The following is a 24,212-nucleotide window of genomic DNA, read 5'->3' as shown; positions in this document are numbered from 1 at the left end:
TTTGAAAATCTCTAATTCTCGTCTCTCTCCTGTACTTTATTTGTTGAATCTTTTTGCTTTCCACTCCATACCCATACTAAAGCAAAGCCAATAGCAAAGATTAATATAAGATAAGGTTTAAAGGAATAGGGCAGAAGTGCTCTAGAAGAACCTAAGATTAATCCCGCAAAAAAATAAGAAATAATGCTCCTGTATTTTTCGTATATATTATTCAAAATCTTGATCAGAAGAAAAATCCCCATAACACTTCCTATGCCAAAGGTTAATAAATTTAATAGTTCTAACTCTTTTATAGAGTATAAAATACTGTCATAAATTCCTAAGACAATTAGTACAGAACTCCCTGGAATCCCTGGTATAATCATAGCAGCACTAGATAGTATGCCACCTAACATTAATAAAATTAAACTAACCTCCTCCGTCTCTACCATAAGTCCGATGGGCTCTCCTCCCATAGAATATCCCACAAGCAGTCCTAAAATTAAAAAGAAAGTTCCTTGTAAATTAAGCTTTTCACAGGGCTTTAAGACTGGTCGAATAGAAGCTATCAAGCATCCCATAAGAAAAATAGCTGTCTGATCCCTAAAGGATTCAAAGAATAACGCAAAAAGCATGCCGCTGGCAAAAATACCTATAAGTGTCCCACCTAGTAGCGGTAAGTAAGGTTTTATGTTAAGTTTGGCTAAATCCTTCAACATATTTTCATAAATACCGAAGATAAGAAAAACCGTTCCTCCACTCATGCCTGGCAATACAATAATAAAGCCTAAAATTATTCCTTTAATCATTCGCCTAATCCGCACCTCCAACTTATGTTAAATTCTACAAATTATACTTAATCTTACTCCAAAGATATATAATAGTCAATGAAAGCTTACCCTTTAAACATACAAATTTCTTAAGGAATTTTTCATTTCCATACCTTTTAAAAAATAAGTCCTCCATCAGTTTTAGAAATGAACAATGAACATCGTAGTCATTTTCTATAAAAGTATACGGTCTATACTTTATTAAGCTTTGTAGTTGATTATCTATAACAGTCTTTTATTATTAAGGTTAATTTTACATGATAAAAAAGGTTATAGATTAAAATATCTATGAAGATACTAATAGCAAGGAGGGATTTTATGGCCAAAAACAGATTTAAAGAAAAACATCTAGGTCGAACAATAGAGCATCATACAACCGCTTCATTAATGAATATGAAAGATCTTAAACCTGTATCTAGAGTACCTATTCCAGATGAAGTAGAAATAAAAAACGCTAAGGAGTACGTAGATACAAATGAAAAGTAATTAAAAGCTATTTTTTGTGACTTAAATGTTTAAAAAAGGGACTGAATTCAGTCCCTTTTTTATTTAATACTGCATTTCTGCCAACCGTCTATAGGTTTCATATCTATCTTTAGCGTTTTTCTCTGCTGCTTCAAACAACTCGTCAGCTATCTCTGGGAATACGTTCATGATTTGTGAATATCTTATTTCTCCTTCAATAAACTCTCTAAAGGGCTCTTTTGGTTCCTTTGAGTCTAAAATAAATGGATTTTTTCCTTGTTCCTTTAATTCTGGGTTAAAGCGATATAGATGCCAGTATCCCGCCTCTACCGCCTTCTTTTCCTGTACTACACTTGTGCCCATGCCGGTTTTAATACCATGACTAACACAAGGTGCATAACAGATGATTAAGGAAGGTCCTTTATAAGCCTCTGCTTCAGTGATGGCTTTTATGGTATGATTCATATTAGCTCCCATCGCTATTTGAGCTACATAGACATAACCATAATTGGTTGCCATTAACCCTAAATCCTTTTTACGGATTCTTTTTCCAGAAGCTGCAAACTTTGCTACAGCAGCGGTAGGCGTTGCTTTTGAGGATTGTCCACCTGTATTAGAATAAATTTCTGTATCCATTACAAAAAGATTTACATCTTCTCCTGAAGCTAACACATGATCTACGCCTCCATAACCTATATCATATGCCCAACCATCTCCTCCAAGAATCCATACAGAACGTTTAATCAAATAATCCTTCTTTTCTAAAATTTCTTTGATAATAGGATGATCTTGATACTGTTGGTTCTCGATAAGATTCAGCAGTGCTTCTGAAACCTCTCTAGATTTTTCTCCGTCGTCCATTGCTTCAAGCCATCTCTTACAAGCATCTTTGAGATTACTATCTAAATCGCTATTTAATACCTGTGTCATTAAATCTGCTAATCTTTCTCTAATTTGTTTGGCAGCTAAGTACATACCAAAGCCATATTCAGCATTATCTTCAAATAGTGAGTTAGCCCATGCTGGTCCTTTGCCATCAGCAGTAGTACTATAGCTAATAGATGGTGCACTGGCACCCCAGATAGAAGAACAACCTGTGGCATTGGCAATCATCATTCTATCTCCAAAAAGCTGGGTTATTAGCTTAACATAAGCAGTTTCACCACATCCTGCACAAGCACCATGAAACTCTAGTAAAGGTCGAGCAAATTGACTGCCTTTTACGGTTTTCTTGTCCATTAATTCATCTTTTTCTTTCACTGACAGAGCATACTCCCAATTTTCTTCTTGTCTTACTGTTTCCTTTTCTGCATCCACCATCACCAAAGCCTTTTCTGGTGCAGGGCAAATATCAGCACAATTAGCACATCCAGTACAATCCATCGGACTAATTTGAATACGATACTCCAACCCTTCTAAACCTTTACCAATAGCTTTTTTAGTTTCAAAAGTATCTGGTCTAGCCTGCATTTCCTGATCATTAAGAAGTAAAGGCCTGATAACAGCATGGGGGCAGACATAAGCACACTGGTTACATTGAATACACTTATCTGTCTGCCACTGTGGAATCATGACAGCAATCCCTCGTTTTTCATAAGTCGTTGTACCTAGAGGGAAAGTACCATCCTCCATCCCTTTAAATGCACTTACTGGCAGTTCATCTCCTTCTAATCTTGCCATAGGTCGTTGTATATTTTTTACAAAATCTGGTTCTTCTTTTATAGGCAATGCTTCTTCTTTGGCTTGACTCCAGCTAGCTGGAACATTGACCTTCAATAAGCCTTGTATTCCTTGATCCACAGCTTCATAATTCATCCTTACAATTTCTTCACCTTTTTTACCATAAGTATCTTGGATAGCTTCTTTTAAGTACTTAACAGCATCTTCTTTAGGAATAACATTCACTAAATTAAAGAAAGCTGCTTGCATAATCATATTAATTCTTCCGCCAAGACCAATTTCATGTGCAATTTTCACTGCATCAATAATATAAAAATTAATATTGTTTTCTGCAATATACTTTTTAATCGTTGCAGGGATCTTGTCTTCCAGTTCCTCTTGAGACCATGGACAATTTAGCACAAAATTACCGTTTTTCTTAAGACCCTTTAATAAATCATAGTGGTGTAAATATGCTTTGTTGTGACACGCAATAAAGTCCGCATCATAAACGAGATAAGGAGACTTTATAGGTTTTTTACCAAATCTTAAGTGAGAGACTGTTGTTCCACCAGATTTTTTACTATCATAGGAAAAATAACCTTGTGCATACAAGTTTGTTTTATCTCCTATAATCTTGATAGCTGTTTTATTAGCACCCACTGTTCCGTCAGAGCCTAAACCCCAAAACTTACAGCTGATGGTACCTTCAGGAGTAGTCTCCACAATACTTTCTTCTGGTAAAGAAGTATGGCTTACATCATCCACAATTCCTATAGTAAAGTGATCTTTTGGATTTTCTTGTTTTAGATTATCAAAAACTGCTACAATTTGAGCAGGTCTTGTATCCTTAGAACCTAATCCATATCTACCTCCAACAATAATAGGCTTTTCTGCTCTATCATAGAAAATACTTCTTATATCTTCATAAAGAGGCTCTCCAAAGGATCCTGGTTCTTTCGTTCTATCTAGTACTGCTATTTTCTTGACTGTTTTTGGGAATACATCGAAGAAATACTTTGGTGAAAAAGGTCTATACAATCTTACCTTAATGGCTCCTACTTTTTCACCCTTGTCTATTAAATAGTCTATTGTTTCTTCTATCGTGTCACAACCAGAACCCATAGCTATAATAATTCTATCGGCATCTTCAGCACCATAATAGTCAAAAGGATGATACGTTCTCCCTGTTATTTTAGTTATTTCTTTCATATAATTTGCAACAATATCCGGTACCGCATCAATAAAAGGATTTGCTACTTCTCTACCTTGGAAATATATATCTGGATTCTGAGCAGTTCCTCTTGCTACTGGATGTTCAGGGCTTAGAGCTCTATCTCGAAACTCTTTTACTGCTTGGTAATCCAATAGTTTATCTAAGTCTTCATAATCAATCAATTCTACTTTTTGATACTCGTGAGATGTTCTAAAGCCATCGAAGAAGTGTAAAAATGGTACCCTTGATTTAATAGCAGCTAAATGGGCTATTCCTCCTAAATCAATTACTTCTTGAACACTACTGGAGGCTAAAAGAGCAAACCCAGTTTGTCGAACCGCCATAACATCTTGATGGTCTCCAAATATAGATAATGCATGGGCTGCTACTGCTCTGGCACTCACATGAAATACTCCAGGTAGTAGTTCACCTACCATTTTATACATATTAGGAATCATCAATAGTAATCCTTGAGAAGCTGTGTAGGTTGTAGTTAGTGCTCCTCCCTGTAGGGAACCATGAACAGTTCCAGCAGCTCCTGCTTCTGACTGCATTTCTACTACCTTCACTGGTTGCCCAAATAAGTTCTTCATTCCGTGGGCAGACCATTCATCTACCCCTTCTGCCATAGGTGAAGAGGGAGTGATTGGATAGATTGCCGCTACTTCTGTAAAAGCATAGGATATATAAGCAGCAGCTTCATTTCCATCCATTGTTTTCATTTTCTTAGCCATAAAATTCCTCCTTTGCATATGTAAAAATACTTTTTTAGTTAATATATAGTATTTGCTTATCAAATCTTATTATTTAACCTTTTTAGAATATCATACATAAAATAAGATTTAATTCAGGAGAGTTTTTGTTTTCTCTAAATTATTTACTATATTGCATCGGAGAGGAAAAAAACTCCCCTTCAAACCTATTGAGATAAATATTCTCAAAGTCTTAAAGAGGAGTTTTGTTTTTTATCTATATTATGATTATGCTACTGTTCTTCTATTTAAAATTGCATTCAATGCTACACCAACGATAGCTGCAAAACTCAAACCACTTATTTGTACTACGTCATTTATAGGAATACCTACAGAGATCCCAAAGTTTGATCCTAAACCAAGAACTAAGATAGATATCATAATTAATATGTTTTTCACATTGAAGGCTACACTATTATCTTTTATAGTTCTTACACCTATTAAAGCGATCATACTAAACAGCATTATACTAATACCTCCCATAACAGCCACAGGAATACTGTTTAGAAAACCTCCAACCTTAGCCACAAACCCTAAAACGATAGCAAGTACTGCAGCGATTCTTAAAATGGAAGGATCATAGTTTTTTGTAATAGCTAGTACACCAGTGTTTTCACCATAGGTAGTATTAGCAGGTCCTCCTAAAAATCCAGCAGCTAATGTTGCCAACCCATCACCTAACAATGTGCGGTGTAGACCTGGATCTTCTATAAAGTTTTTCCCTACTACTTGACCATTTGTTGTTATATCACCAATATGCTCCATAAAAACAGCCAATACTACTGGAGCAATAATTGCTATGGCTCCTAGTTCAAACTTTGGAAGAGTAAAGTTTGGTACTGCAAAGAATTGTGCTTCTCTTATAACTTCAGTATTTACAAGACCTACATTAAGAGAAATAAGATATCCTACCACAACTGCTATTAAAATCGAAAGCTGCTTTGTAAATCCTTTTGCCATTAAAGTAATTCCTAATGCTGTAAAAAGTGTAATACCAGCAATAATAAAATGATCTGATGCCATTCCATAAGCAACCGGCACTAAATTCAAACCAATCACGATAATCATAGGTCCTACTACCTGTGATGGTAAGTATTGTTTAATTTTATTTACCCCTACCTTTTGAATTATAAAGGACATTAGCACATAGATTAATCCCGCTACCATAATACCACCTTGAGCATAAGCTAAGTCTCCGTTGTATAAACTACCTACAGTTATAATTACTGGTATAAAAGCAAAGGATGAGCCTAAAAATACAGGAACCTTACCGTAAGTAACAAGGTGAAACAACAGTGTTCCTATCCCTGCTGATATTAAAGCAACGGAAGGGTTTAAGCCTGTTAGCATTGGTACTAATACAGTTGCTCCAAACATAGCAATCAAGTGTTGTAGACCTAAAATTAACTTTTTAGCAGAATCTAATGCTGTAGCATTTTCTTTTACTTGAAGATTTGTTTTTGTCATTGTGTTTTCTGTCATCATAAAAACCTCCTTTTATTTTGGGTTAAAGGAGAAAATGATTTTTCTCCCTTTTCAACCTCACTGGGTTGAATTAAAGGTATATCTATAAAACATAAAAAAACTTCTTAGCCGCCGGCAAGAAGTCATAATTATCCTATAATCTACTATTGCAATTATATATAACCATCTTACCAGCCTCACTGGACTGAATTAAAGATACTTTGTTTTCAATTAAAGTAATTATATCACTTTTATCCTTTAGATGCAATAGACAACAAACAGTTTATATCTTTTTAATATAATATATATTCTAAAATTTTAATATTTTTATCGTAGCGCTAGTTTACCTATGATTTGTCATCCTGAGGGGAGCAAAGCGAAGTCGAAGGATCTTAGTGTTAGTGAAATTCTTCGTTATTTCAAGATCCTTCGCTATGCTCAGGATGACAATAAGTTAACGCTTATGATATTTTAAGATGTCTTTAACCACTTGCTGATGTTCATCGCATCCTAAAACTTCTTGAGGATCTAGTGAACTTCTTTGCTCAATTAAAATTCCTCGGTCATACTTAACAGTTAAAATTCTTCTTATAGATTCCTCCAACCTTTCCTCCGTTATTATTCCTTCTTTAATAGCTTTCAATAAGCCTTCATAGGCCTTTTCAAGAGAGGATGGCATGAGTAAAATATCAGCACCTGCCTGAAAAGCTAGAACTGCTGCTTCTTCTGGTCCCCAATATTTTGTAATGGCCTCCATTTCTAATGCATCTGTAATCACCAATTTTTCATGTTTTAAGTCTTTTCTCAGTATGTCCATTATTATTTTTTCTGAAAATGTGGCTGGCAAAGAGTTTGAAGTGATGGAAGGCACCTGCAAATGTCCCAACATTACCCCATCCACCTCTGCTTCAATCCCCTTTTTAAAGGGTACAAATTCCACTGCCTCTAATCTTGCTATATCGTGTGGAAGAATCACAGCACCTTTATGGGTATCTAATGAAGTATCCCCATGTCCCGGGAAATGCTTGACAACAGCACTAATATTTTCATCTTGTATCCCTTTTACCACTTGTGCTACCATTTCTCCTACTCTATAAGGGTCATTGCCGAAGGAACGTTCTCCAATTACAGGGTTTCTTGGATTTGTATTGACATCTGCTACAGGGGCTAAGTTCATATTAAACCCTAGAGAGGCTAGTTCTTTTCCTAGTAATCTTCCTACTCTATAAGCAAGCTCCAGATCCTCTGTGTCTCCTAGCACTTTGTTATTTGGTAACTTTGTTGCAGGCATCTTAGGACTGCTATTCAATCTACTGACAATGCCACCTTCTTCATCAACAGCTATAAATAAAGGTGTTTTGCTTACTTGCTGCATATCTTCAATTAAGCGTTGGGTCTGTTCTATTGTGTCTATGTTTTGAGAAAAAAATATCACACCCCCTAAGTGATAGTTGGAGATTTTATTTCTTGTATTCTCGTCTAAAATGGTCAGGGGTCTATTCTTTGCATCATATCGAAAATCAGGCATAAGCACTTGTCCCACTTTTTCTTCAATGGTCATGTTTCTTATATATTCTTCGATATAAGAAGCTTTTTCATCAGTTGAATTTTTCTCTTCATCACGAGATACTTCTACAGCGTTTTCTACTAAGACAATTGTGGTTGTACTACTTTGGCAGGCTATTAAATAAAACCCGTTCCACAGTAAAAAAAGCATAAGAAAGAGTTTTTTATTCATGGTATTTCTCTCCTGCTGTGGCCACTTCCTGTGCAAAACTTTCATACTCTATGGATGCCCGCTGCTGTGCTAAACTTCTTATATGATTCATTTCTTCAAAGTTTAGTCTAATCAATTCTACTATTCTGCCGTCCAATGCGAAGGATTTCTCCATATCTGCCAGAACATCTAATGTTTTCTCACATGACATGCCTTTTCTATAGGGTCTGTCTTCTGTTATTGCAGTGAATACATCTGCTACTGCCATAATTCTAGCACCTTCTTCTAAAGCATCTCCTATAATATGAAAAGGGTAACCATTACCATCTAGGCGTTCATGGTGATAAGAGGCATAGGTATTAATATCCTGTAATCCATCGATTTCATCTAATAAATGATAACTATAGTAAGCGTGAGACTTGATAATATTATATTCTTCATCTGTAAGTCTATCGGGCTTCATTAAGATTTCGTTAGGTATAGCCAACTTTCCTAAATCATGCAAATATCCAGCAATTTCAATTTTTTTGCAATCTGCTTCCGACCATTGAAGCTCTTTAGCTAAAGCCTTTGCCACTGCTGCTACACCACTACTATGAATAGAAGTAAATCTACTTCGAAAATCTGTAATACGTGCAAAGACCTTTGTGATTTGTAATAGCTTCTCTAAATCTAACTGTAAGTTACATTCTGCCCACATTTTTCGTAGTCTATCGTCAATAGATGGGGAAACGACATCTAACCAAAAACTTTCCTTTGACTTTATTCTTTGAAAGATTTTGACCAGTTCTGGATGAAACATTGTGTCACTATTTTTCTCAATGATAGTATTGATTTTATTGACTTGACCTATAATTTCTTTTTCTTGGTCAATAGCTACAGAAATACGATCTGCTAAATGTACGATATGACTTTCAATAGGCACTTCTTCTTTTTCATAATATTTCCCCTTACCCCTCTTCCAATGCAAATGATGATATTTTATTACTCTTCCTACATTTTCAAGATCTTCAAAGTCCTTTAGTAAAAAATATCCAGTAACCGCATGTCGATAAGCATTCTCACTCTCAAACTCTAAAGCACTAATTCTATCCCCTAGATTCAAACATCCAATGTCATGCAATAAACTAGCTATTACAAGTTCATTACGATTTTTATTGGATAACTCCAGCTCTTTACCTATATTGTAGGCAATGTAAGCCACTTGCTTATGATGATTGTTTAAAACAGGACTTATTAAGTCAATAGCATTGGATACCATCAAAGTTAAATCTAAAAGAGATATATCTAAATCTTTTTTATTCATATATCCACCTCTGTAAAAATTTTATTATATTTAATGTATTTATATGTTCTAAATATATATTATAGCATAAAATTTAAGCTTATCCAAAATGTGGATAAGCTTAAATAGTAAAGTAATATACTGTTTTAAACCAATTTTACTTGGTGATATACTTTTTTCCCTTTTTTTACAATAATCTTGCCTTCTTGAAAATCATTTGTAGTAAGGATGTGATTCAGGTCTTCTATCTTATGATCTTCTACACTGATTCCTCCCTGCTGTACAAGACGTCTTCCCTCTGACTTTGATGCGATTAAACCAGTTTCTATTAGCAGGGTTAAAATGTCTATTCCCTCATCAAATCTAGCTTTGTCCATCTCTGTAGTGGGCATTGACTCCGACACAACACCTCCACCAAATAGCGACTTAGCCGCCTCTTGAGCCTTCTTAGCTTCTTCTTCTCCATGTACTATTTTCGTAACTTCATAAGCTAAGACTTCTTTAGCCTTATTGATCTGGGCACCTTCTAATGCACCAAGTCTTCTTACTTCCTCCATCGGCAGGAAGGTTAATAAAGCTAAAGTCTTTTCTACGTCTTTATCATCAACATTTCTTAAGTACTGATAAAACTCATAGGGAGAAGTTTTATTGGCATCTAACCATATGGTACCTGCTTGTGTTTTACCCATTTTTTTGCCTTCACTGGTGGTAAGTAATTTAAATGTCATGGCATACACTGAATCTCCATCCACTCTACGAACCAATTCATAACCTGCTAAAATATTAGACCATTGATCATTGCCACCCAACTGCATTTTACAATTATGCCTGCGGTATAATTCTAAAAAGTCGTAGGCTTGCATTAACATATAGTTAAATTCAAAAAACGTCAAACCATCTTCTAATCTGCTTTTATAACATTCTGCTGTAAGCATTCTATTCACTGAAAAATGTCTTCCCACTTCTCTTAAGAAGTCAACATAGTTTAACTCCAATAACCAGTCTGCATTGTTTTCTATAATAGCCTTACCATCTTCAAAGTCTAAGAACTTAGAGATTTGATCTTTAAACCTCTCAGCATTTTTAGTAATGATTTCTTTTGTCAGCATCTGCCTCATATCACTTCTACCAGAAGGATCTCCTACCATTGTGGTTCCTCCACCTAATAAGACAATGGGTCTATGACCAGCTCTTTGCATATGCATCATTACCATAATTTGTAGAAAGTGACCAAGTGTTAAACTGTCAGCGGTTGCATCAAAGCCTATATAAAAGGTTGTAGATTCCTTACCTAATAGTTCCCTTAGTTCTTCCGGGTGGGTTGCTTGTTCTATATACCCTCTTTCTTTTAATACATCAAAGATATTCTGCATTTTTTTCCCTCCTAATTTTTATGTGAAAAAGAAAAAGGGCCTTATATCATCCTTGCGCTAAGGACGAGTAAGACCCGTGGTACCACCTTAATTTGCATCTATTCCAAAGATGCCTCTTTGTCAATATATCGGTTGACTGCCGCAATGATTTCCCATTGAAACTCCCGAGTGTAATTCACAACTTTATGTACTATAGACTTTTCACCCACCAGCCTACTCTCTATATTGTAACCACAAAGCGCTACTTTATCTCTTTCATCGTTTGTAACTATCATTTTTCAACTATAATATTATATTCACACACTTCTGTCAAGGCATCTATCAAAAATTTATTCAACACCTCTATAATAATGGCCTCTAGTAAAGTTGCTAATCCCTAATTCCTTGATCATGCTTTTCTCCTTATCTAGTAAGCTTTGTCGGCATGTTCTTATAACTTCAGCAATATCTTGTGGATTTTCATTAGTAAAGATTAATCTTAAAGAAGTGACACCTATCTCCGTAAAACTTTTTATTTTATCAATCATGTACACAGGATAATTATTTATTATGATACTTCTTCCCCAATCATCTTTTGCAAAAGGGAAAACAGCCTTCTTATCATCCTTTAGCCCCCAATGATAATAAAAGGGTCTACTTTTACAGTGGTCACAATAATCTTGGCATTGATCACCACTGGTTAGAGGACAGGTTTCTGTAGTCATAATAGCTAATTTCCCATAAACCAATGCCTCTACCTCTAGATCTTTACTGGCTCTGATCTCTCTAATGCCTTTTAAGTCCAGTTCATTGGAAAGACTTATTCCCTTAAGACCTCTTTCTTCTAAAAAAGTAATGGTACTACTATTCATAATATTTAAGGTTGTATCTGCAATAATAGGAAGTTGTAAAGTGTTTCTTCCGAAGTCTATTATACCTAACTCTCCAGCTAAGATGCCGTCAAATTTATATGTTTTTAATTTTGTCTGTAGGATTTTGTTCTCCTCATCCTTAATAATCGAGGGGCTTCTGAAAAAAATTTCTACATTGTTAGCCTTGCATAGTTCTATAGCTTTTTGAAAGTTCTGTAGGTTACCATAATAAATCCTATCAACCTTTTCTTGTAATACATACTGCAGTTGTTCTAAGGTATCTACCTGAACTGTTAACTTAGGCAGTCTAGCATCTTCTGTAGGCTTTTTTGAGTTTTCTACCAAAGTTGGAATATGGTCTAGGGAATAATTCACTGAATCATGAGATCTTTTATGTTTATTCTTTCTAATAGTCATTAAATCTTCTATGCTTTCTCTTCTAATTTTATTAATGACAGAAATAGGTATAGCTATACTTCCTTCCACTTCCACCTTCATTTCTTGTAATTGAAAAGGAGTATTGCCTAATTTACTCAAATTCTCTATAATCTTTTCCTCCGTTAAGGGGACTTTTTCGGCCTTTTCCGCAACCTCTCGGCTTTCTTTATACACAGTATTTCCCTCGTCATCCCATATATATAACTTTAAAGGTTCTGCCAATTGCACCTTAAGTTCTCCCCATATACTGACTTTCTTGTTTTCTATATCGTTGCTGTAGGTTTTTTCTAAGTCCTTTGATAGTTGCAAGTCCAACGTCTTATAAACCCTATCATCTTTTTTTATCTTGCCCTCTATTTGTATTTCTACTGTTTCTCCTGCCTTTGCCTCATGGATCAATTTATTATGTAGGTACATTTTATTGACAGTTCCTCCTATACTATCACTCCCCCAGACTTCAATGCCGTCTCCTTGTCGTATCCCCTCTGTCAGCTTTATTCTTACTCTTTTTTTTCTGTCGTCATAAGCATCTACTTTTCCTATAGCTAATCCCCTATTATTGGGTTTTTCAGCATTTAGCATCTTCTGTGGCGGGCTGCCTAAAATATAGCCCTCAGTAAATTTCCGATTAAACATTTGTGTTACTTCCTTTATAACAACTGTATGTAGCAATTGCTGCTTCTTATTTAGATAGTCGTCTATAGCTCTACGGTAAGCTCTAACAATAGAGGCCACATATTGAGGTTTTTTCATTCTTCCTTCAATCTTAAAGGAGGCTGCACCACTCTCTATGATTTCTCCAATGTTTTGTAAAGTATTTAAGTCTCGGGTACTTAAATAAAAGGAAGGTCTTTTTTTCTCTTTTCCTTCTTTATTATGTAAGGAGATCATTTCATACTGTTTTCTGCAAGGTTGTGCACACCTCCCACGATTTCCGCTGCGACCTCCTATAATACTGCTCATTAAACACTGACCTGAATAAGCATAGCAAAGTGCCCCATGGACAAATACTTCTAACTCCATTCCTGTGTTTTCATGGATGGTTTTTATATCTTTTACACTTAATTCTCTAGCCACCACCACCCGACCAACGCCCATTTCCTTCAGTAACTGAATACCTGCACTATTATGCAGGGTCATCTGGGTACTACAATGAATTTCTAAATCAGGGAATATCCTTCTAAGAATTCTAACAACCCCTAAATCCTGTACAATCACAGCATCTACCCCTATACAATACAGATCAGAGACGTATTTTATCAGCTCTACAACTTCAGCATCTTTTATTAGGGTGTTTATTGTAACATAAACCTTCACCCCTCTTATATGGGCATAGTCTATAGCCTTTTCTAAGGTTTCTCCATCAAAGTTGGAGGCGTAAGCTCTGGCACTAAAAGCTTGTCCCCCTAAATAAACTGCATCTGCTCCATTTTGAATAGCTGCCATCAAAGCTTCATAAGAACCAGCCGGTGCTAATAGTTCTACTTTTTTCATAGATTTTAACAACCTTTCTTTTTTATATAAATAACAAAAAGTAGTAATATTATTATATCACTACTTTTTAAAAAACTTTCATTACCTTCAATTTATTCTTTATTATTATGTTCTTCTAGTTGCTTTTGAACCTGAACCAATGCTATTCGATTTTCAAAAAGTTTATTTTGTAAATCATTAATGATGTTTTCTGCATTTACTAAATCTTCATCTCGATTTTGTAGCTTTTCCTTTAATTGAGTGTTTTCCTCTTCAATATTTTCTTTTGAAAGTACTAGTTCTTCAACCTGCTTTTGAAGAAGTTGAAATTCTTCTTTTTTCTCCTCCAACTCCTTTAATAGGACATTGTAACGTTCTTGTACATCTTCTAGCTTATTTAGGGGGTCTACTTGCTCTCTTGTTACTGCATCTAGCTGTTTTTGTAGTTTGAAAAATTGATCTGCTATGTTAATACAGGTCAATACTGCAATCATAGAGATACTTAATTTACTGTTATTTTTTGCAACTAAATCCATTTGTTCATCAACAAAATTTCCTATTTTTAGTAGGTATTCTTTGGATTCTATTCCTATAATAGGATAATCTTGGCCATTTATTTTTACTGTTACTTTATTTTTCGTTTCCATAGTAGATCAACCCCTTATCTGCCTTATAGGATTTCATTATATATCATTTCTTTATAAATAACCAATATCCTGCTAAAAAAGTTATTCTCAAAAAATTTTTTCTACTATTCTCTTAAGACGCCTCCTAGAACTTCTTTGATCACTTCTAAAATTCTTTCTTGAACTTTATTAACTTCTTCCTCTTTTAAGGTGCGATCCTTGTGTCTATAGGTCAATGTATAAGCGACACTTTTATATCCTTCATTAATTTGATTTCCTCTATATACATCAAACAAACTATAGCTTTCTAGGATTTTTCCACCTTCTGCAGTAATAATATCCTCTATTTCCTTCACCAATGTAGTTTCCTTCACTACTACTGCAAAGTCTCTAGTAATCGATGGATATTTAGGCAGCGGCTGATATAACTTATCTAAACGTGTTAACTTAAGTAACTGGGTAAAGTCTAGTTCCGCACAATAACATTTTTTATGAATACCATAGTTTTCCATGACCTCAGGATGAATTTCACCTAATGTCCCTATTGTATAATCAGAGTAAACGATGTTACCACATCTTCCTGGATGGAAGCTTGGATGATGCTTTTCAACTACATACTCATAATTTTTTATACCTAATCTTTCTAATAGGGTATTTACAACACCTTTTAAAGTGAAGAAATCTTCTTCCCCATACATTCCTAAAACTAAGTTCATTACTTCATAAGGCAAAGGATCAGAGGTATCTAGTTTAGGAAGAAAAATTCTCCCTAACTCAAAAGCTCTGAAATTCTCCACTTTTCTATTAAAATTCCTTGCTGCTACCTCCAGTAAGTTAGGTAGAAGCGTAGTCCGCATAACGCTGGTTTCGTCTCCAAGCGGGTTTAATAGGTGAATGAAGTTTCTTTTAATGCTATCTTGTCCTACTCTGATCTTGTCAGCACCTTTAGGACTTACAAAAGAATAAGTAAGTATTTCATTTAGTCCCATAGCATTTAATGCTTCTTTTGTAATATCTTCGATAATTTGTCCCCGTGTTTTTCCACCAACAACAATGTTTCCTCTAGCCATCGTTGCAGTGATACGATCATATCCATAAATTCTTCCTATTTCTTCAACAAAGTCCGCCTCTTGGTTTAAATCAATCCTATAGGTAGGAGCAATCACTTCTAAAGTATCTCCTTGGTCCTTTACATCTATCTCTAGCTTTTGTAAAATTTCTCTCATTTCCCCATTGGTCAAAGCTGTACCTAATAAAGCATTGATGCGATGAGGTCGAATACTTTGCTGTTGAGACTGGTGTTTTTCAGGGTACACATCTACAGCCCCCTTTAACACCTTTCCTGCTTTTAATTCTTCTATTAGCTGACAAGCACGGTCTGCTGCTATACTGGCGATATTAGGATCTAAGCCTTTTTCAAATCTTGAAGAAGCTTCTGTTCTTAATCCCAGTTGTTTTGAAGTCAGACGAATACCTTCTGGATGAAAGTAAGCTGATTCTAATAGAATAGTTTTTGTTTTAGAAGTAACTTCGGATTCTTCTCCACCCATCACACCAGCTATAGCTAGAGATTTTTTTGTATCACAAATCATCGTTATATAGTCTTTAACTTTTCTTTCTGTCCCATCTAATGTCTTAAAAGTCTGTCCACGTTTACCTTTCTTGACAACAATTGTATGATCTTCAATATAATCTAGGTCAAAAGCATGTAAAGGTTGTCCATACTCTAGCATAACATAGTTTGTTATATCTACGATGTTATTAATAGGCCTAACCCCTGCCCTTGCCAACCTTTGCTGCATCCATTGGGGTGAAGGTTCAATAGTAACATCTTCTATCACTCTGGCTACATATCTTTTACAACCTTCAGTATCTTCTATGACTACCTTTACTTGATCAGCACTGCTTTTCTCTATTTCCTTTACTTCAATATCAGGATACTTTAATGTTGTTCCTATTGTAGCACCCACTTCTCTAGCTATCCCAATCATACTCAAACAATCTGGTCGATTGGAAGTAATTTCAAACTCTATAACCTCGTCTTGAAGATCTATTACTTCTAACAAATTTTTTCCTAAAGGATAAGCTTCCTTCAGTATCCAAATACCATCTTTTTGATCCTCTGGTATAACGGACTTAGGTATGGCAAGTTCTTCTTGAGAACAAAGCATTCCCTGTGAAACCTCACCCCTAAGCTTTCCTTTTTTTATCTTTACACCTCCAGGTAGTTTCGCTCCGTCTACAGCTACAGGTATGTAATCACCTACTGCTATGTTGGTGGCTCCCGTAACAATTTGCAAACATTCTTCTCCAATATCTACCTTAACAATCACAAGTTTATCTGCATTGGGATGATTTTTAATCTCTTCAATTTTACCGATAACCACACCCTCAATATCCATCCCAGTTTTTTCTACCGTTTCAACCTTTGACCCTGACATCGTCATTCTATCACATAAATTTTTTATATCTATATCAATATCAACATAATTTCTCAACCATTTTACAGGTACTAACATCTATGAAATCCTCCTCTACTTTTTACTAAAACTATCCTTAAAACTGATCTAAAAACCGCATATCATTTTCAAAGAACAATCGAATATCGTCTACCCCATATTTTAACATAGTCAGACGGTCTATACCCATACCAAAAGCAAAACCGCTGTATATCTCAGGATCAATACCACAATTTCTAAGTACATTTGGATGCACCATTCCAGCCCCCAATAGTTCTATCCATCCACTACCTTTACAGAAGCTACAACCATCTCCACCACATTTAAAACAAGATGCGTCTATTTCTGCACTAGGTTCAGTAAATGGAAAGTAATGAGGTCTAAATTTAATCTCTGTATTGCTGCCTAAAAATTCTTTAGCAAACACTTCTAATGTACCCTTTAGATCTCCTAACGTAATCCCCTTGTCTACTACTAAACCCTCCAATTGGTGAAACATTGGGGAATGAGTGGCATCTGGTGTATCGTTTCTGAAACATCTTCCCGGAGAAATAATACGAATAGGAGGTTTCGTTCTCTCCATTACTCTTACTTGCACAGGAGAAGTCTGAGTTCTTAAGATCACATCCTTGTTGAAGTAAAAGGTATCCGTCATATCTCTTGAAGGATGATTGCTTGGAGCATTTAAAGCATCAAAGTTATAATAAACTGTCTCTACCTCAGGCCCTTCAGCAATTTTAAAGCCCATTCCTATAAAAATGTTTTTCAACTCATCTAGTCCTTGTGTTAAAGGATGTTTTTTTCCTAACTTTACTTGCTTACCCGGCATAGTAATATCAATTGCCTCAGCCTCTAACTGTTGTTGTAAAACCTTATTTTTCATGGTCTTTTTTGATTCTTCTAAAAGACTTTCTATTGCTGCCCTCACTTCATTGGCTATTTTACCTACGATAGGTCTTTCCTCTGCAGATAAGCTCCCCATACCCCTCAATATTTCTGTCAGTTCACCTTTTTTTCCTAAGTATTTTACTCTAGCTTTTTCTATCGTCTCCATAGAATCTGCCAGCATAATCTCTTTTTCTGCATCTTCCTGTAGTGCTTTTAACTTATTTTCCATAACAAAACTCCTTTCTTTCTTAAGTAGTATAACAAATTTTTCCTTTTATACAACAAAAAACCTCCATCCCCTAAAGGGACGAAGGTCTAATCCGCGGTACCACCCTAATAGCACAGTATTTTGTGCCTCTCTAAGACAATAACGGTGTCCTTCCGATAAAGCCTACTACAATGTAACCTTCAGCTCTACAGCTCCAGAGCGAACTTCTGCTATACTTATTTGAAGTGTTCTCAGCCCATGACAACTTCTCTCTGTAAAACAGTTTATAACATACTTTTCTCCTTCTTAGCTATTACCATTATATATGTTTTGATTTATCATTAACTTCTTGTACATCATATAGGCCGTTATGGAGCCAGTTAGTTCAAAGATTCTCCAAAATGTGTTTGCTATTTTCACCGAACCACACTCCTTCCCTTAGCCAATCATCGTAGATTTATTATAGCATAGGTCAGGGATGGAAAACAAGGGAGAGCACCGAAATAGCTGTAAGTTTTTTGAAATTTCTAAAGATTTACAGCTTGTGCTCCACTGCTTTATAAATCAAAATAGCTGCAGCAGTAGAAGCGTTTAAAGACTCTATTTTTCCTAGTATAGGTATTTTTATGGATAAATCTACATAATGCAAAAGGTTCTCATCTATACCATTGGCCTCATTACCGATGATGATAGCAATCTTACCCCTATAGTCTACCTTGGTATAATCATAATCAGTATTTAAATTACTGGCTATCAATTTAACATGACCTTTTTTCAAAACCTCAATCCATGTATTATTGTCATTTACTTCTATGATTGGGATATGAAACAAAGCCCCCATCGTAGCTCTTATAGTCTTATTATTATAAGGGTCCACACAGCCCTTTGTCAAAACAACTGCATCCGCACCAGCGGCTTCAGCGGTTCTTATAATGGTCCCCATATTACCGGGATCTTGAATTCTATCTAGTATTAGAAAAAAGGCATCTTCTTTTATATTGAGTGTATCTAGGCTATGGTCTTGTATATTGACTACTGCCATAATACCTTGAGGAGTTTCAGTATGGGATAATGTATCAAATAGTTTTTTCTCCACCTCGTAACTTTTATACTTTTTAATCCCCCGCTCTAAAAGCTCTCTTCCTCCCTGTACCGCCTCTACATCTTCTGTATAAAGGAGATACTCTATAGGCACTTCGTGCAAAATACATTCTTCTATGATACGAATACCCTCTATCATAAACTGACCATGTATTTTTCTGTTTTTCTTGTTTTCTAATGCTTTAATATGCTTGATAAGCTTATTTTGCTGGCTGGTTATTACTTGTTTCTCCATTACAATTCACCTAAATTCAAGGATACTATTTTTGTAACTTTTTCAAATCATTGTTGTGACCAATCACTACCAAAACATCCCCTCTATGCACCACATCACTGGCGGTTGGTGACACATTAATGTGATTACCATGTTTTACCGCCATAATGTTAATACCAAACTTCGAGCGAATATTCAAATCTAGTATAGATTTTCCATTCCACTCATCTAGTGCAGTGATTTCCATGATGCTATACTCTGGTGCTAATTCTATATAGTCTAATATGTTGGTAGAAACTAAATTGTGAGCAACCCGCATACCCATATCTCTTTCAGGGAAAACTACTCTGTCGGCACCAATTTTATATAGTACTTTGGCATGTATCTCACTTTGTGCCTTAGCCACTACATACTTCACCCCCAGATCCTTTACAATCAACGTCGCCATAATAGAAGATTGGATATCAGAGCCTATGGTAATTACAGCAACATCAAAATTTCTTAATCCCAAAGAGCGTAAAGCATGTTCATCCGTAGCATCTGCCTGAACAGCATGGGTTACTTTGTCAGAAATACTTTGCATAGTTTCCTCATTTTCGTCTATAGCTAATACATCATGTCCTAGTTTATAAAGATTTTCTGCAACACTTCTGCCAAATCGTCCACAACCAATGATCACATATTGCTTCATGTTTTCACCTTCCTAACCTACAATTATTTTTCCTTCAGGATATTTTATTATGCCTTTATTTTTTCTTTGTTGTCTTGCTAATGCATAGGCAATGGTCAAAGGACCCACTCTGCCGGAAAACATCATAAATATAATGACCATTCTCCCTGGAATAGTTAGCTCCGAGGTAATGCCCAGAGACAAGCCTACTGTGCCAAAGGCAGAAGTCGCCTCAAATAATACATCTAAAAACGAAGTGCCTGCTTCTGTTATCGTTAGAACCATAGTGATAACAATGATTAAAGTGATTCCTATAACTGCCACTGTAATGGCTCTGTTCACAATATCTCTTGGAATTCTCCTATGAAACAACTCAGTATCTTCTTTACCTCTTATTACTGAAACGACGGTGAAGAGGATCACACCTAATGTGGCGGTTTTGATTCCCCCAGCTGTAGAAGCAGGAGAACCCCCAATGTACATCAATACAATGGTAAGGAGTTTAGAGGCATTGGTCATTGCATCTAGGGCTATGGTATTGAATCCCGCTGTCCTTGTGGTCATAGATTGAAAAAAACCTCCTAGCAACTTACCGCCAACACTTAATTCTCCTAAAGTTTCTGGATTATTCCATTCTAAAATTAAAAATCCTCCAAAACCAATCAGTAATAATAATGCAGTAATAAATAAAACCATCTTTGTATGTAATGAAAGGCGTTTTAGGTTTTTATGATTCATCAAGTCTACCATGACCGAAAAGCCGATACCTCCCACAATGACTAAAAAGCCGATGGTAAGATTTACAATAGGATCACTCACATAAGGTGTCAGACCTCTACCTTCTCCAATAATGTCAAATCCTGCATTACAAAAGGCAGAAATGGCATGAAATATGGAGTAGGAAATTCCCTTGATCCAACCGTATTCTGGTATAAACCTAAAGGAGAGGAAAAATGCACCTATACCTTCTATCATAAAGGTACCTACGATAATATACTTTGTAAACCTTACAATCCCTTCTAGAGAATACTGATTTAAGGCTTCCTGCATAATCAATCTTTCTTTTAAAGATATCTTTTTTCCTAGCAAAATGGCAAACATCGTTGCCATTGTCATAAAACCCAGTCCACCTACTTGAATTAATATGACGATGACTGTCTTACCAAAAACAGTCCAATGGGTTCCTGTATCTACCACCACTAATCCTGTAACACATACAGCAGACGTAGCAGTGAAGAGAGCATTAACAAACCCAATACTCCTTCCATCTTGAGATGCAATAGGTAGATTTAGTAATATGGCCCCAACCAAAATGACGACTGCAAACCCCGCTACCAAAATCTGTGTCGGCTCAAGACGTAGGTTTCCTAGCTTTTCCTTCATCATGTAACACCACCTAAATTTATGTTCCTAAATACGTTTTGCCTCTCGTTTCTACAAGATAATTTAAAGAGCCCTTATGTAAGGACTCTATTGATTATGCGTTTAGCTTTTCTTTTGCTACGTTTACTAATTGAGCAAAACCTTCTTTATCATAAATAGCCATTTCAGCTAATACTTTTCTATTCATTTCGATACCGGCTGTTTTTAAACCGTTCATAAATCTTGAATAAGATAATCCATTTGCTCTAGTTGCAGCATTGATTCTTGTAATCCATAATTTTCTAAAATCTCTTTTTCTTAATTTTCTACCAGCATAAGCATGTTTTAAAGCCTTCATTACAAACTGATTTGCAGGTTTAAATAGTTTGCTTCTAGCACCCCTAAAACCTTTTGCCAGTTTAAGTATTTTTCTATGTTTTTTCTTAGCGTTAACCGCTTTTTTTACTCTAGCCATTGTTTACAACCTCCTTTAACGATATCTAATTTGCTATAATTTGTGCTAATTTTTTGGCTTCACCTTTAAACACCAATGCAGCTTTACGTAGGTTTCTTTTTCTCTTAGCTGTTTTCTTGGTCAAGATATGACTTTTGAAAGCCTTCATTCTTTTAATCTTACCTGTTTTTGTCTTTTTGAATCTCTTTGAAGCTCCTCTATGGCTTTTCATTTTTGGCATTATTACTTCCTCCTTCTAATCTATGAATTCTTGGGAGTCAAGACCATAATCATTTGTTTCCCTTCTAGCTTTGCTTCTTTTTCAACTAAACTGATTTCAGTTAGTAAATCCTTAAAATCATCAATAACTTTTCTACCCATACTGACATTACTAAGTTCTCTACCTCTGAAGCGTAAAGTTACTTTTACTTTATCTCCATTCTTCAAGAACTTCGTTGCCTGTGCTACCTTAACTTGCAAATCATGTTTTTCAATATTAGGGCTAAGTCTAACTTCTTTAACGGTAACAACTTTTTGATTCTTTTTGGCCTCTTTTTCCTTTTTAGCTAGCTCATATTTATACTTTCCATAGTCCATGATTTTGCATACAGGGGGTTTCGCCTGTGGTGCAATTTTTACTAAATCTAAATTTTTGCTATTGGCCAATTTTTGTGCTTCCTTAGCTGCTACGATTCCTAGCTGATCTCCATTGGAGTCAATAAGTCTAACTTCCTTATCCCTAATTTCTTCATTAATTTGAAGCTCGTTAATATCTCTAATAATTTGACACCTCCCAATAAAAGTTCCCAATAAAAAAAACGAATAGTCTTTTACTATCCGCTTCCAATTCAATAACATAACAATGATCATTCATCTATTTCCATTAACATAGTCAGTTATGAACCTTTGCAACTTATGCTGCAAGGTGAGAAGCGGTATCTTCTACTTTGTTTTCTATAATAGAATATCAGTACCATCATCATTTGTCAAGCTATTTATTTCAAAAATTTTTATGCATTTATTTTTCTTCATATATTTACCTTCGTTTTTCTTCTCCATACCTATCATGTTTGTTTATGATTTTGGGTATGCTACTTTTAAAGACATATAAGGTGGTGATACAGTGAAGAAAAAAATAATACTCATACTGTTCTTGTTTTTTCTAGGTTTAACCTTCTTCTCTAGTCTCTCATCCTTTGGAGGAAACGAGTTCAGTATTGGTTTTGGAGGTAAAGATCGTCTAATACTTATTGCTGTAACAGCTTTCTTGTTTGTTTACTACATCAAGTTGGATAAACCCTTCCAATATGCACATGCTATGATAAACGATGAGAAAAAAAGCTGTGAAAATAACAATGAGGTCTTTACTAAACCAAAGGTAACCTTTGAAGATGTAGCAGGCTTAGATGAAGTAAAAGAAGAGCTAGTTGAAGTGATTGACTTTATTAACCAAACAGAAAAGTATCAAAAAATGGGTGCTAAAATTCCTAAAGGAATTATGTTCTATGGTCCCCCAGGTACTGGTAAAACCCTACTAGCTTCCGCTGTAGCTGGAGAAACGAAGTCAACTTTTTTTACAGCAAGCGGTTCTGAGTTTGTGGAAAAATATGTAGGCGTTGGTGCTAAAAGAGTACGTACCTTGTTTGAAAAAGCAAAAAAAGAGGCACCAAGTGTTATCTTTATTGATGAAATTGATGCCATTGGTGCTAAAAGACATTTAGATAGTAATAATGAAAAGGATCAAACCTTAAACCAGCTTCTCATAGAATTAGATGGCTTTAATACAGATCAAAGCGTTGTAGTCATTGCTGCTACCAACCGTCTTGATTTATTAGATGAAGCTTTACTTAGACCTGGTCGTTTTGATCGTCACATGTTTATTGGCAATCCAAACGTGAGGGCAAGAGAAGAAATTCTTAGGGTCCATACAAAAAATAAACCTTTAGATGAAAGTATTAAAATCCAAGACCTAGCTAAAAAAACCCATGGTATGAGTGGTGCTCATTTATCCAACATCGCTAATGAGGCTGCTATTATCGCTGTAAGAGAAAATAAAACAACAATTTCTATAAAACATTTTGAACAGGCTATTGAAAGAGTCATTGCTGGTTTACAAGTAAAAAACCCAACTGTGTTACTCAAAGAAAAAGAGATTGTTGCTTATCATGAAGCTGGTCATGCTCTAATTGGCAAGATACTCAATACCGATATTGTGCAAAAAGTATCTATCATCCCAAGGGGTCAAGCTTTGGGCTATGTATTACATATGCCTCAGGATGATCGTTATATTATGACTAAAGAAGAATTGTGCAGTAAGATCATGGTAATGTTGGGAGGTAAAGCTGCTGAAGAATTAATTTTTGGCCACCTTTCTACAGGTGCCAAGGATGACTTAAAGAAGGTAACCGATATAGCTATGCAAATGGTTTGTGAATATGGCATGAGTGATTTGGGCTATATGTCGAATAACGCTACTATGATGCAGGTTTTAGGAAGACAAATCAACAAAGAAATGAATAAAATTATTGATGACTGCTATGCCATGACTCAGCAGCAACTACAAAGCTATAAAACAGAGTTAGAAAAAATTTCTTCTGCTTTAATGGAGCGAGAAACTTTAAACTGTGATGAGTTAAATGAATTATTAGGAGATTTTATAGTAAAGCCTACAACACAGGAAGAAGTAAAAGAAACAAAAGAAGAACTGGAAGCTGTATAACGAATAAAA

At 35.4% G+C, this 24,212-nt stretch carries 19 protein-coding genes and 2 other annotated features; of the genes, 2 read left to right on the top strand and 17 right to left on the bottom strand.

The features are described from left to right. Window positions 1–11 precede the first annotated feature (11 nt). Window positions 12–788, bottom strand: coding sequence for an undecaprenyl phosphate translocase family protein (locus CACET_RS04995; protein ID WP_044823351.1), 777 nt, complete (start codon window positions 786–788; stop codon window positions 12–14). A gap of 339 nt (window positions 789–1,127) precedes the next feature. Between CACET_RS04995 and CACET_RS19780 the strand changes: the two genes are divergently transcribed. Further along, the gene (locus CACET_RS19780; RefSeq protein WP_082058090.1) at window positions 1,128–1,295 is read left to right on the top strand and encodes a CDIF630_02480 family spore surface protein; all 168 of its coding nucleotides are present in this window, start codon (window positions 1,128–1,130) and stop codon (window positions 1,293–1,295) included. Between the two features lie 63 nt (window positions 1,296–1,358). On the opposite strand, the gene nifJ is transcribed toward CACET_RS19780, so the two are convergent. The 16 genes from nifJ to infC form a co-directional block, all read right to left on the bottom strand. After that, entirely contained in the window at window positions 1,359–4,883 is a 3,525-nt protein-coding gene (gene nifJ, locus CACET_RS04990) for a pyruvate:ferredoxin (flavodoxin) oxidoreductase (protein ID WP_044823352.1), read from the bottom strand. A 246-nt stretch (window positions 4,884–5,129) separates the two neighbouring features. After that, the gene (locus CACET_RS04985; protein ID WP_479722672.1) at window positions 5,130–6,368 is read right to left on the bottom strand and encodes a uracil-xanthine permease family protein; all 1,239 of its coding nucleotides are present in this window, start codon (window positions 6,366–6,368) and stop codon (window positions 5,130–5,132) included. 451 nt (window positions 6,369–6,819) lie between these two features. After that, window positions 6,820–8,103 carry a glycoside hydrolase family 3 protein gene (locus CACET_RS04980; protein WP_044823354.1) on the bottom strand — a complete coding sequence of 428 codons (1,284 nt, stop codon included), beginning with the start codon at window positions 8,101–8,103 and terminating at the stop codon, window positions 6,820–6,822. Further along, window positions 8,096–9,388 (bottom strand): HD-GYP domain-containing protein, encoded by a 1,293-nt coding sequence (locus tag CACET_RS04975; protein WP_044823355.1) that lies wholly within the window; start codon window positions 9,386–9,388, stop codon window positions 8,096–8,098. The genes CACET_RS04980 and CACET_RS04975 overlap by 8 nt, the downstream gene beginning before the upstream one ends. A 125-nt stretch (window positions 9,389–9,513) precedes the next feature. Next, a complete protein-coding gene (gene tyrS / locus CACET_RS04970; protein ID WP_044823356.1) occupies window positions 9,514–10,740 on the bottom strand; it encodes a tyrosine--tRNA ligase in 1,227 nt (408 codons plus the stop codon). 56 nt (window positions 10,741–10,796) lie between these two features. Next, window positions 10,797–11,008 (bottom strand) — a binding site (T-box leader). 61 nt (window positions 11,009–11,069) lie between these two features. Beyond that, window positions 11,070–13,523, bottom strand: a complete 2,454-nt coding sequence (locus tag CACET_RS04965; protein WP_044823357.1) for a U32 family peptidase — start codon at window positions 13,521–13,523, stop codon at window positions 11,070–11,072. 92 nt (window positions 13,524–13,615) lie between these two features. Then, window positions 13,616–14,149 carry a cell division protein ZapA gene (locus tag CACET_RS19370; protein ID WP_052661221.1) on the bottom strand — a complete coding sequence of 178 codons (534 nt, stop codon included), beginning with the start codon at window positions 14,147–14,149 and terminating at the stop codon, window positions 13,616–13,618. A 104-nt stretch (window positions 14,150–14,253) separates the two neighbouring features. After that, window positions 14,254–16,647, bottom strand: coding sequence for a phenylalanine--tRNA ligase subunit beta (gene pheT, locus CACET_RS04955; protein ID WP_044823358.1), 2,394 nt, complete (start codon window positions 16,645–16,647; stop codon window positions 14,254–14,256). Window positions 16,648–16,684: 37 nt separating this feature from the next. Next, the gene (gene pheS / locus CACET_RS04950; RefSeq protein ID WP_044823359.1) at window positions 16,685–17,704 is read right to left on the bottom strand and encodes a phenylalanine--tRNA ligase subunit alpha; all 1,020 of its coding nucleotides are present in this window, start codon (window positions 17,702–17,704) and stop codon (window positions 16,685–16,687) included. A gap of 71 nt (window positions 17,705–17,775) precedes the next feature. Then, window positions 17,776–18,000 (bottom strand) — a binding site (T-box leader). Continuing rightward, a complete protein-coding gene (locus CACET_RS21275; protein ID WP_144414723.1) occupies window positions 17,990–18,103 on the bottom strand; it encodes a YqzL family protein in 114 nt (37 codons plus the stop codon). It overlaps the preceding feature by 11 nt. A 115-nt stretch (window positions 18,104–18,218) precedes the next feature. Beyond that, window positions 18,219–19,019, bottom strand: coding sequence for a TrmH family RNA methyltransferase (locus tag CACET_RS04945; protein WP_044823360.1), 801 nt, complete (start codon window positions 19,017–19,019; stop codon window positions 18,219–18,221). Window positions 19,020–19,044: 25 nt separating this feature from the next. Next, window positions 19,045–19,689, bottom strand: a complete 645-nt coding sequence (locus CACET_RS04940) for a potassium channel family protein (RefSeq protein WP_044823361.1) — start codon at window positions 19,687–19,689, stop codon at window positions 19,045–19,047. A gap of 12 nt (window positions 19,690–19,701) precedes the next feature. After that, window positions 19,702–21,051 (bottom strand): TrkH family potassium uptake protein, encoded by a 1,350-nt coding sequence (locus CACET_RS04935; protein ID WP_044823503.1) that lies wholly within the window; start codon window positions 21,049–21,051, stop codon window positions 19,702–19,704. 94 nt (window positions 21,052–21,145) lie between these two features. Further along, the gene (rplT, locus tag CACET_RS04930; protein WP_044823362.1) at window positions 21,146–21,505 is read right to left on the bottom strand and encodes a 50S ribosomal protein L20; all 360 of its coding nucleotides are present in this window, start codon (window positions 21,503–21,505) and stop codon (window positions 21,146–21,148) included. A gap of 25 nt (window positions 21,506–21,530) precedes the next feature. Beyond that, the gene (rpmI, locus tag CACET_RS04925) at window positions 21,531–21,725 is read right to left on the bottom strand and encodes a 50S ribosomal protein L35 (RefSeq protein WP_044823363.1); all 195 of its coding nucleotides are present in this window, start codon (window positions 21,723–21,725) and stop codon (window positions 21,531–21,533) included. Window positions 21,726–21,745: 20 nt separating this feature from the next. Then, window positions 21,746–22,342 carry a translation initiation factor IF-3 gene (gene infC, locus CACET_RS04920; protein ID WP_082058099.1) on the bottom strand — a complete coding sequence of 199 codons (597 nt, stop codon included), beginning with the start codon at window positions 22,340–22,342 and terminating at the stop codon, window positions 21,746–21,748. A gap of 460 nt (window positions 22,343–22,802) precedes the next feature. Between infC and CACET_RS04915 the strand changes: the two genes are divergently transcribed. Beyond that, window positions 22,803–24,203: an ATP-dependent metallopeptidase FtsH/Yme1/Tma family protein gene (locus tag CACET_RS04915; protein ID WP_201774901.1), complete on the top strand. Its 1,401-nt coding sequence runs from the start codon at window positions 22,803–22,805 to the stop codon at window positions 24,201–24,203. Window positions 24,204–24,212: the final 9 nt, after the last annotated feature.

Origin of the sequence: Clostridium aceticum (assembly GCF_001042715.1) — a bacterium.
In the GTDB taxonomy this organism is placed as follows: domain Bacteria; phylum Bacillota; class Clostridia; order Peptostreptococcales; family Natronincolaceae; genus Andreesenella; species Andreesenella acetica.
This window is presented reverse-complemented; position numbering and strand designations above follow the sequence as displayed.

Coding starts and splice junctions, on each gene's coding strand:
- CACET_RS04985 (WP_479722672.1), bottom strand. CDS start 6,368: ATGACAAAAACAAATCTTCAAGTAAAAGAAAATGCTACAGCATTAGAT.
- CACET_RS04915 (WP_201774901.1), top strand. CDS start 22,803: ATGATAAACGATGAGAAAAAAAGCTGTGAAAATAACAATGAGGTCTTT.
- CACET_RS04975 (WP_044823355.1), bottom strand. CDS start 9,388: ATGAATAAAAAAGATTTAGATATATCTCTTTTAGATTTAACTTTGATG.
- infC (WP_082058099.1), bottom strand. CDS start 22,342: ATGTTATTGAATTGGAAGCGGATAGTAAAAGACTATTCGTTTTTTTTA.
- tyrS (WP_044823356.1), bottom strand. CDS start 10,740: ATGCAGAATATCTTTGATGTATTAAAAGAAAGAGGGTATATAGAACAA.
- rplT (WP_044823362.1), bottom strand. CDS start 21,505: ATGGCTAGAGTAAAAAAAGCGGTTAACGCTAAGAAAAAACATAGAAAA.
- CACET_RS04965 (WP_044823357.1), bottom strand. CDS start 13,523: ATGAAAAAAGTAGAACTATTAGCACCGGCTGGTTCTTATGAAGCTTTG.
- CACET_RS19370 (WP_052661221.1), bottom strand. CDS start 14,149: ATGGAAACGAAAAATAAAGTAACAGTAAAAATAAATGGCCAAGATTAT.
- CACET_RS04940 (WP_044823361.1), bottom strand. CDS start 19,689: ATGAAGCAATATGTGATCATTGGTTGTGGACGATTTGGCAGAAGTGTT.
- CACET_RS04980 (WP_044823354.1), bottom strand. CDS start 8,103: ATGAATAAAAAACTCTTTCTTATGCTTTTTTTACTGTGGAACGGGTTT.
- pheT (WP_044823358.1), bottom strand. CDS start 16,647: ATGTTAGTACCTGTAAAATGGTTGAGAAATTATGTTGATATTGATATA.
- CACET_RS04935 (WP_044823503.1), bottom strand. CDS start 21,051: ATGAAGGAAAAGCTAGGAAACCTACGTCTTGAGCCGACACAGATTTTG.
- CACET_RS19780 (WP_082058090.1), top strand. CDS start 1,128: ATGGCCAAAAACAGATTTAAAGAAAAACATCTAGGTCGAACAATAGAG.
- CACET_RS04995 (WP_044823351.1), bottom strand. CDS start 788: ATGATTAAAGGAATAATTTTAGGCTTTATTATTGTATTGCCAGGCATG.
- CACET_RS04945 (WP_044823360.1), bottom strand. CDS start 19,019: ATGGAGAAACAAGTAATAACCAGCCAGCAAAATAAGCTTATCAAGCAT.
- pheS (WP_044823359.1), bottom strand. CDS start 17,704: ATGGAAAATAAGTTAAAAGCACTACAGGAAGATGCAGAAAAAGAGATT.
- nifJ (WP_044823352.1), bottom strand. CDS start 4,883: ATGGCTAAGAAAATGAAAACAATGGATGGAAATGAAGCTGCTGCTTAT.
- rpmI (WP_044823363.1), bottom strand. CDS start 21,725: ATGCCAAAAATGAAAAGCCATAGAGGAGCTTCAAAGAGATTCAAAAAG.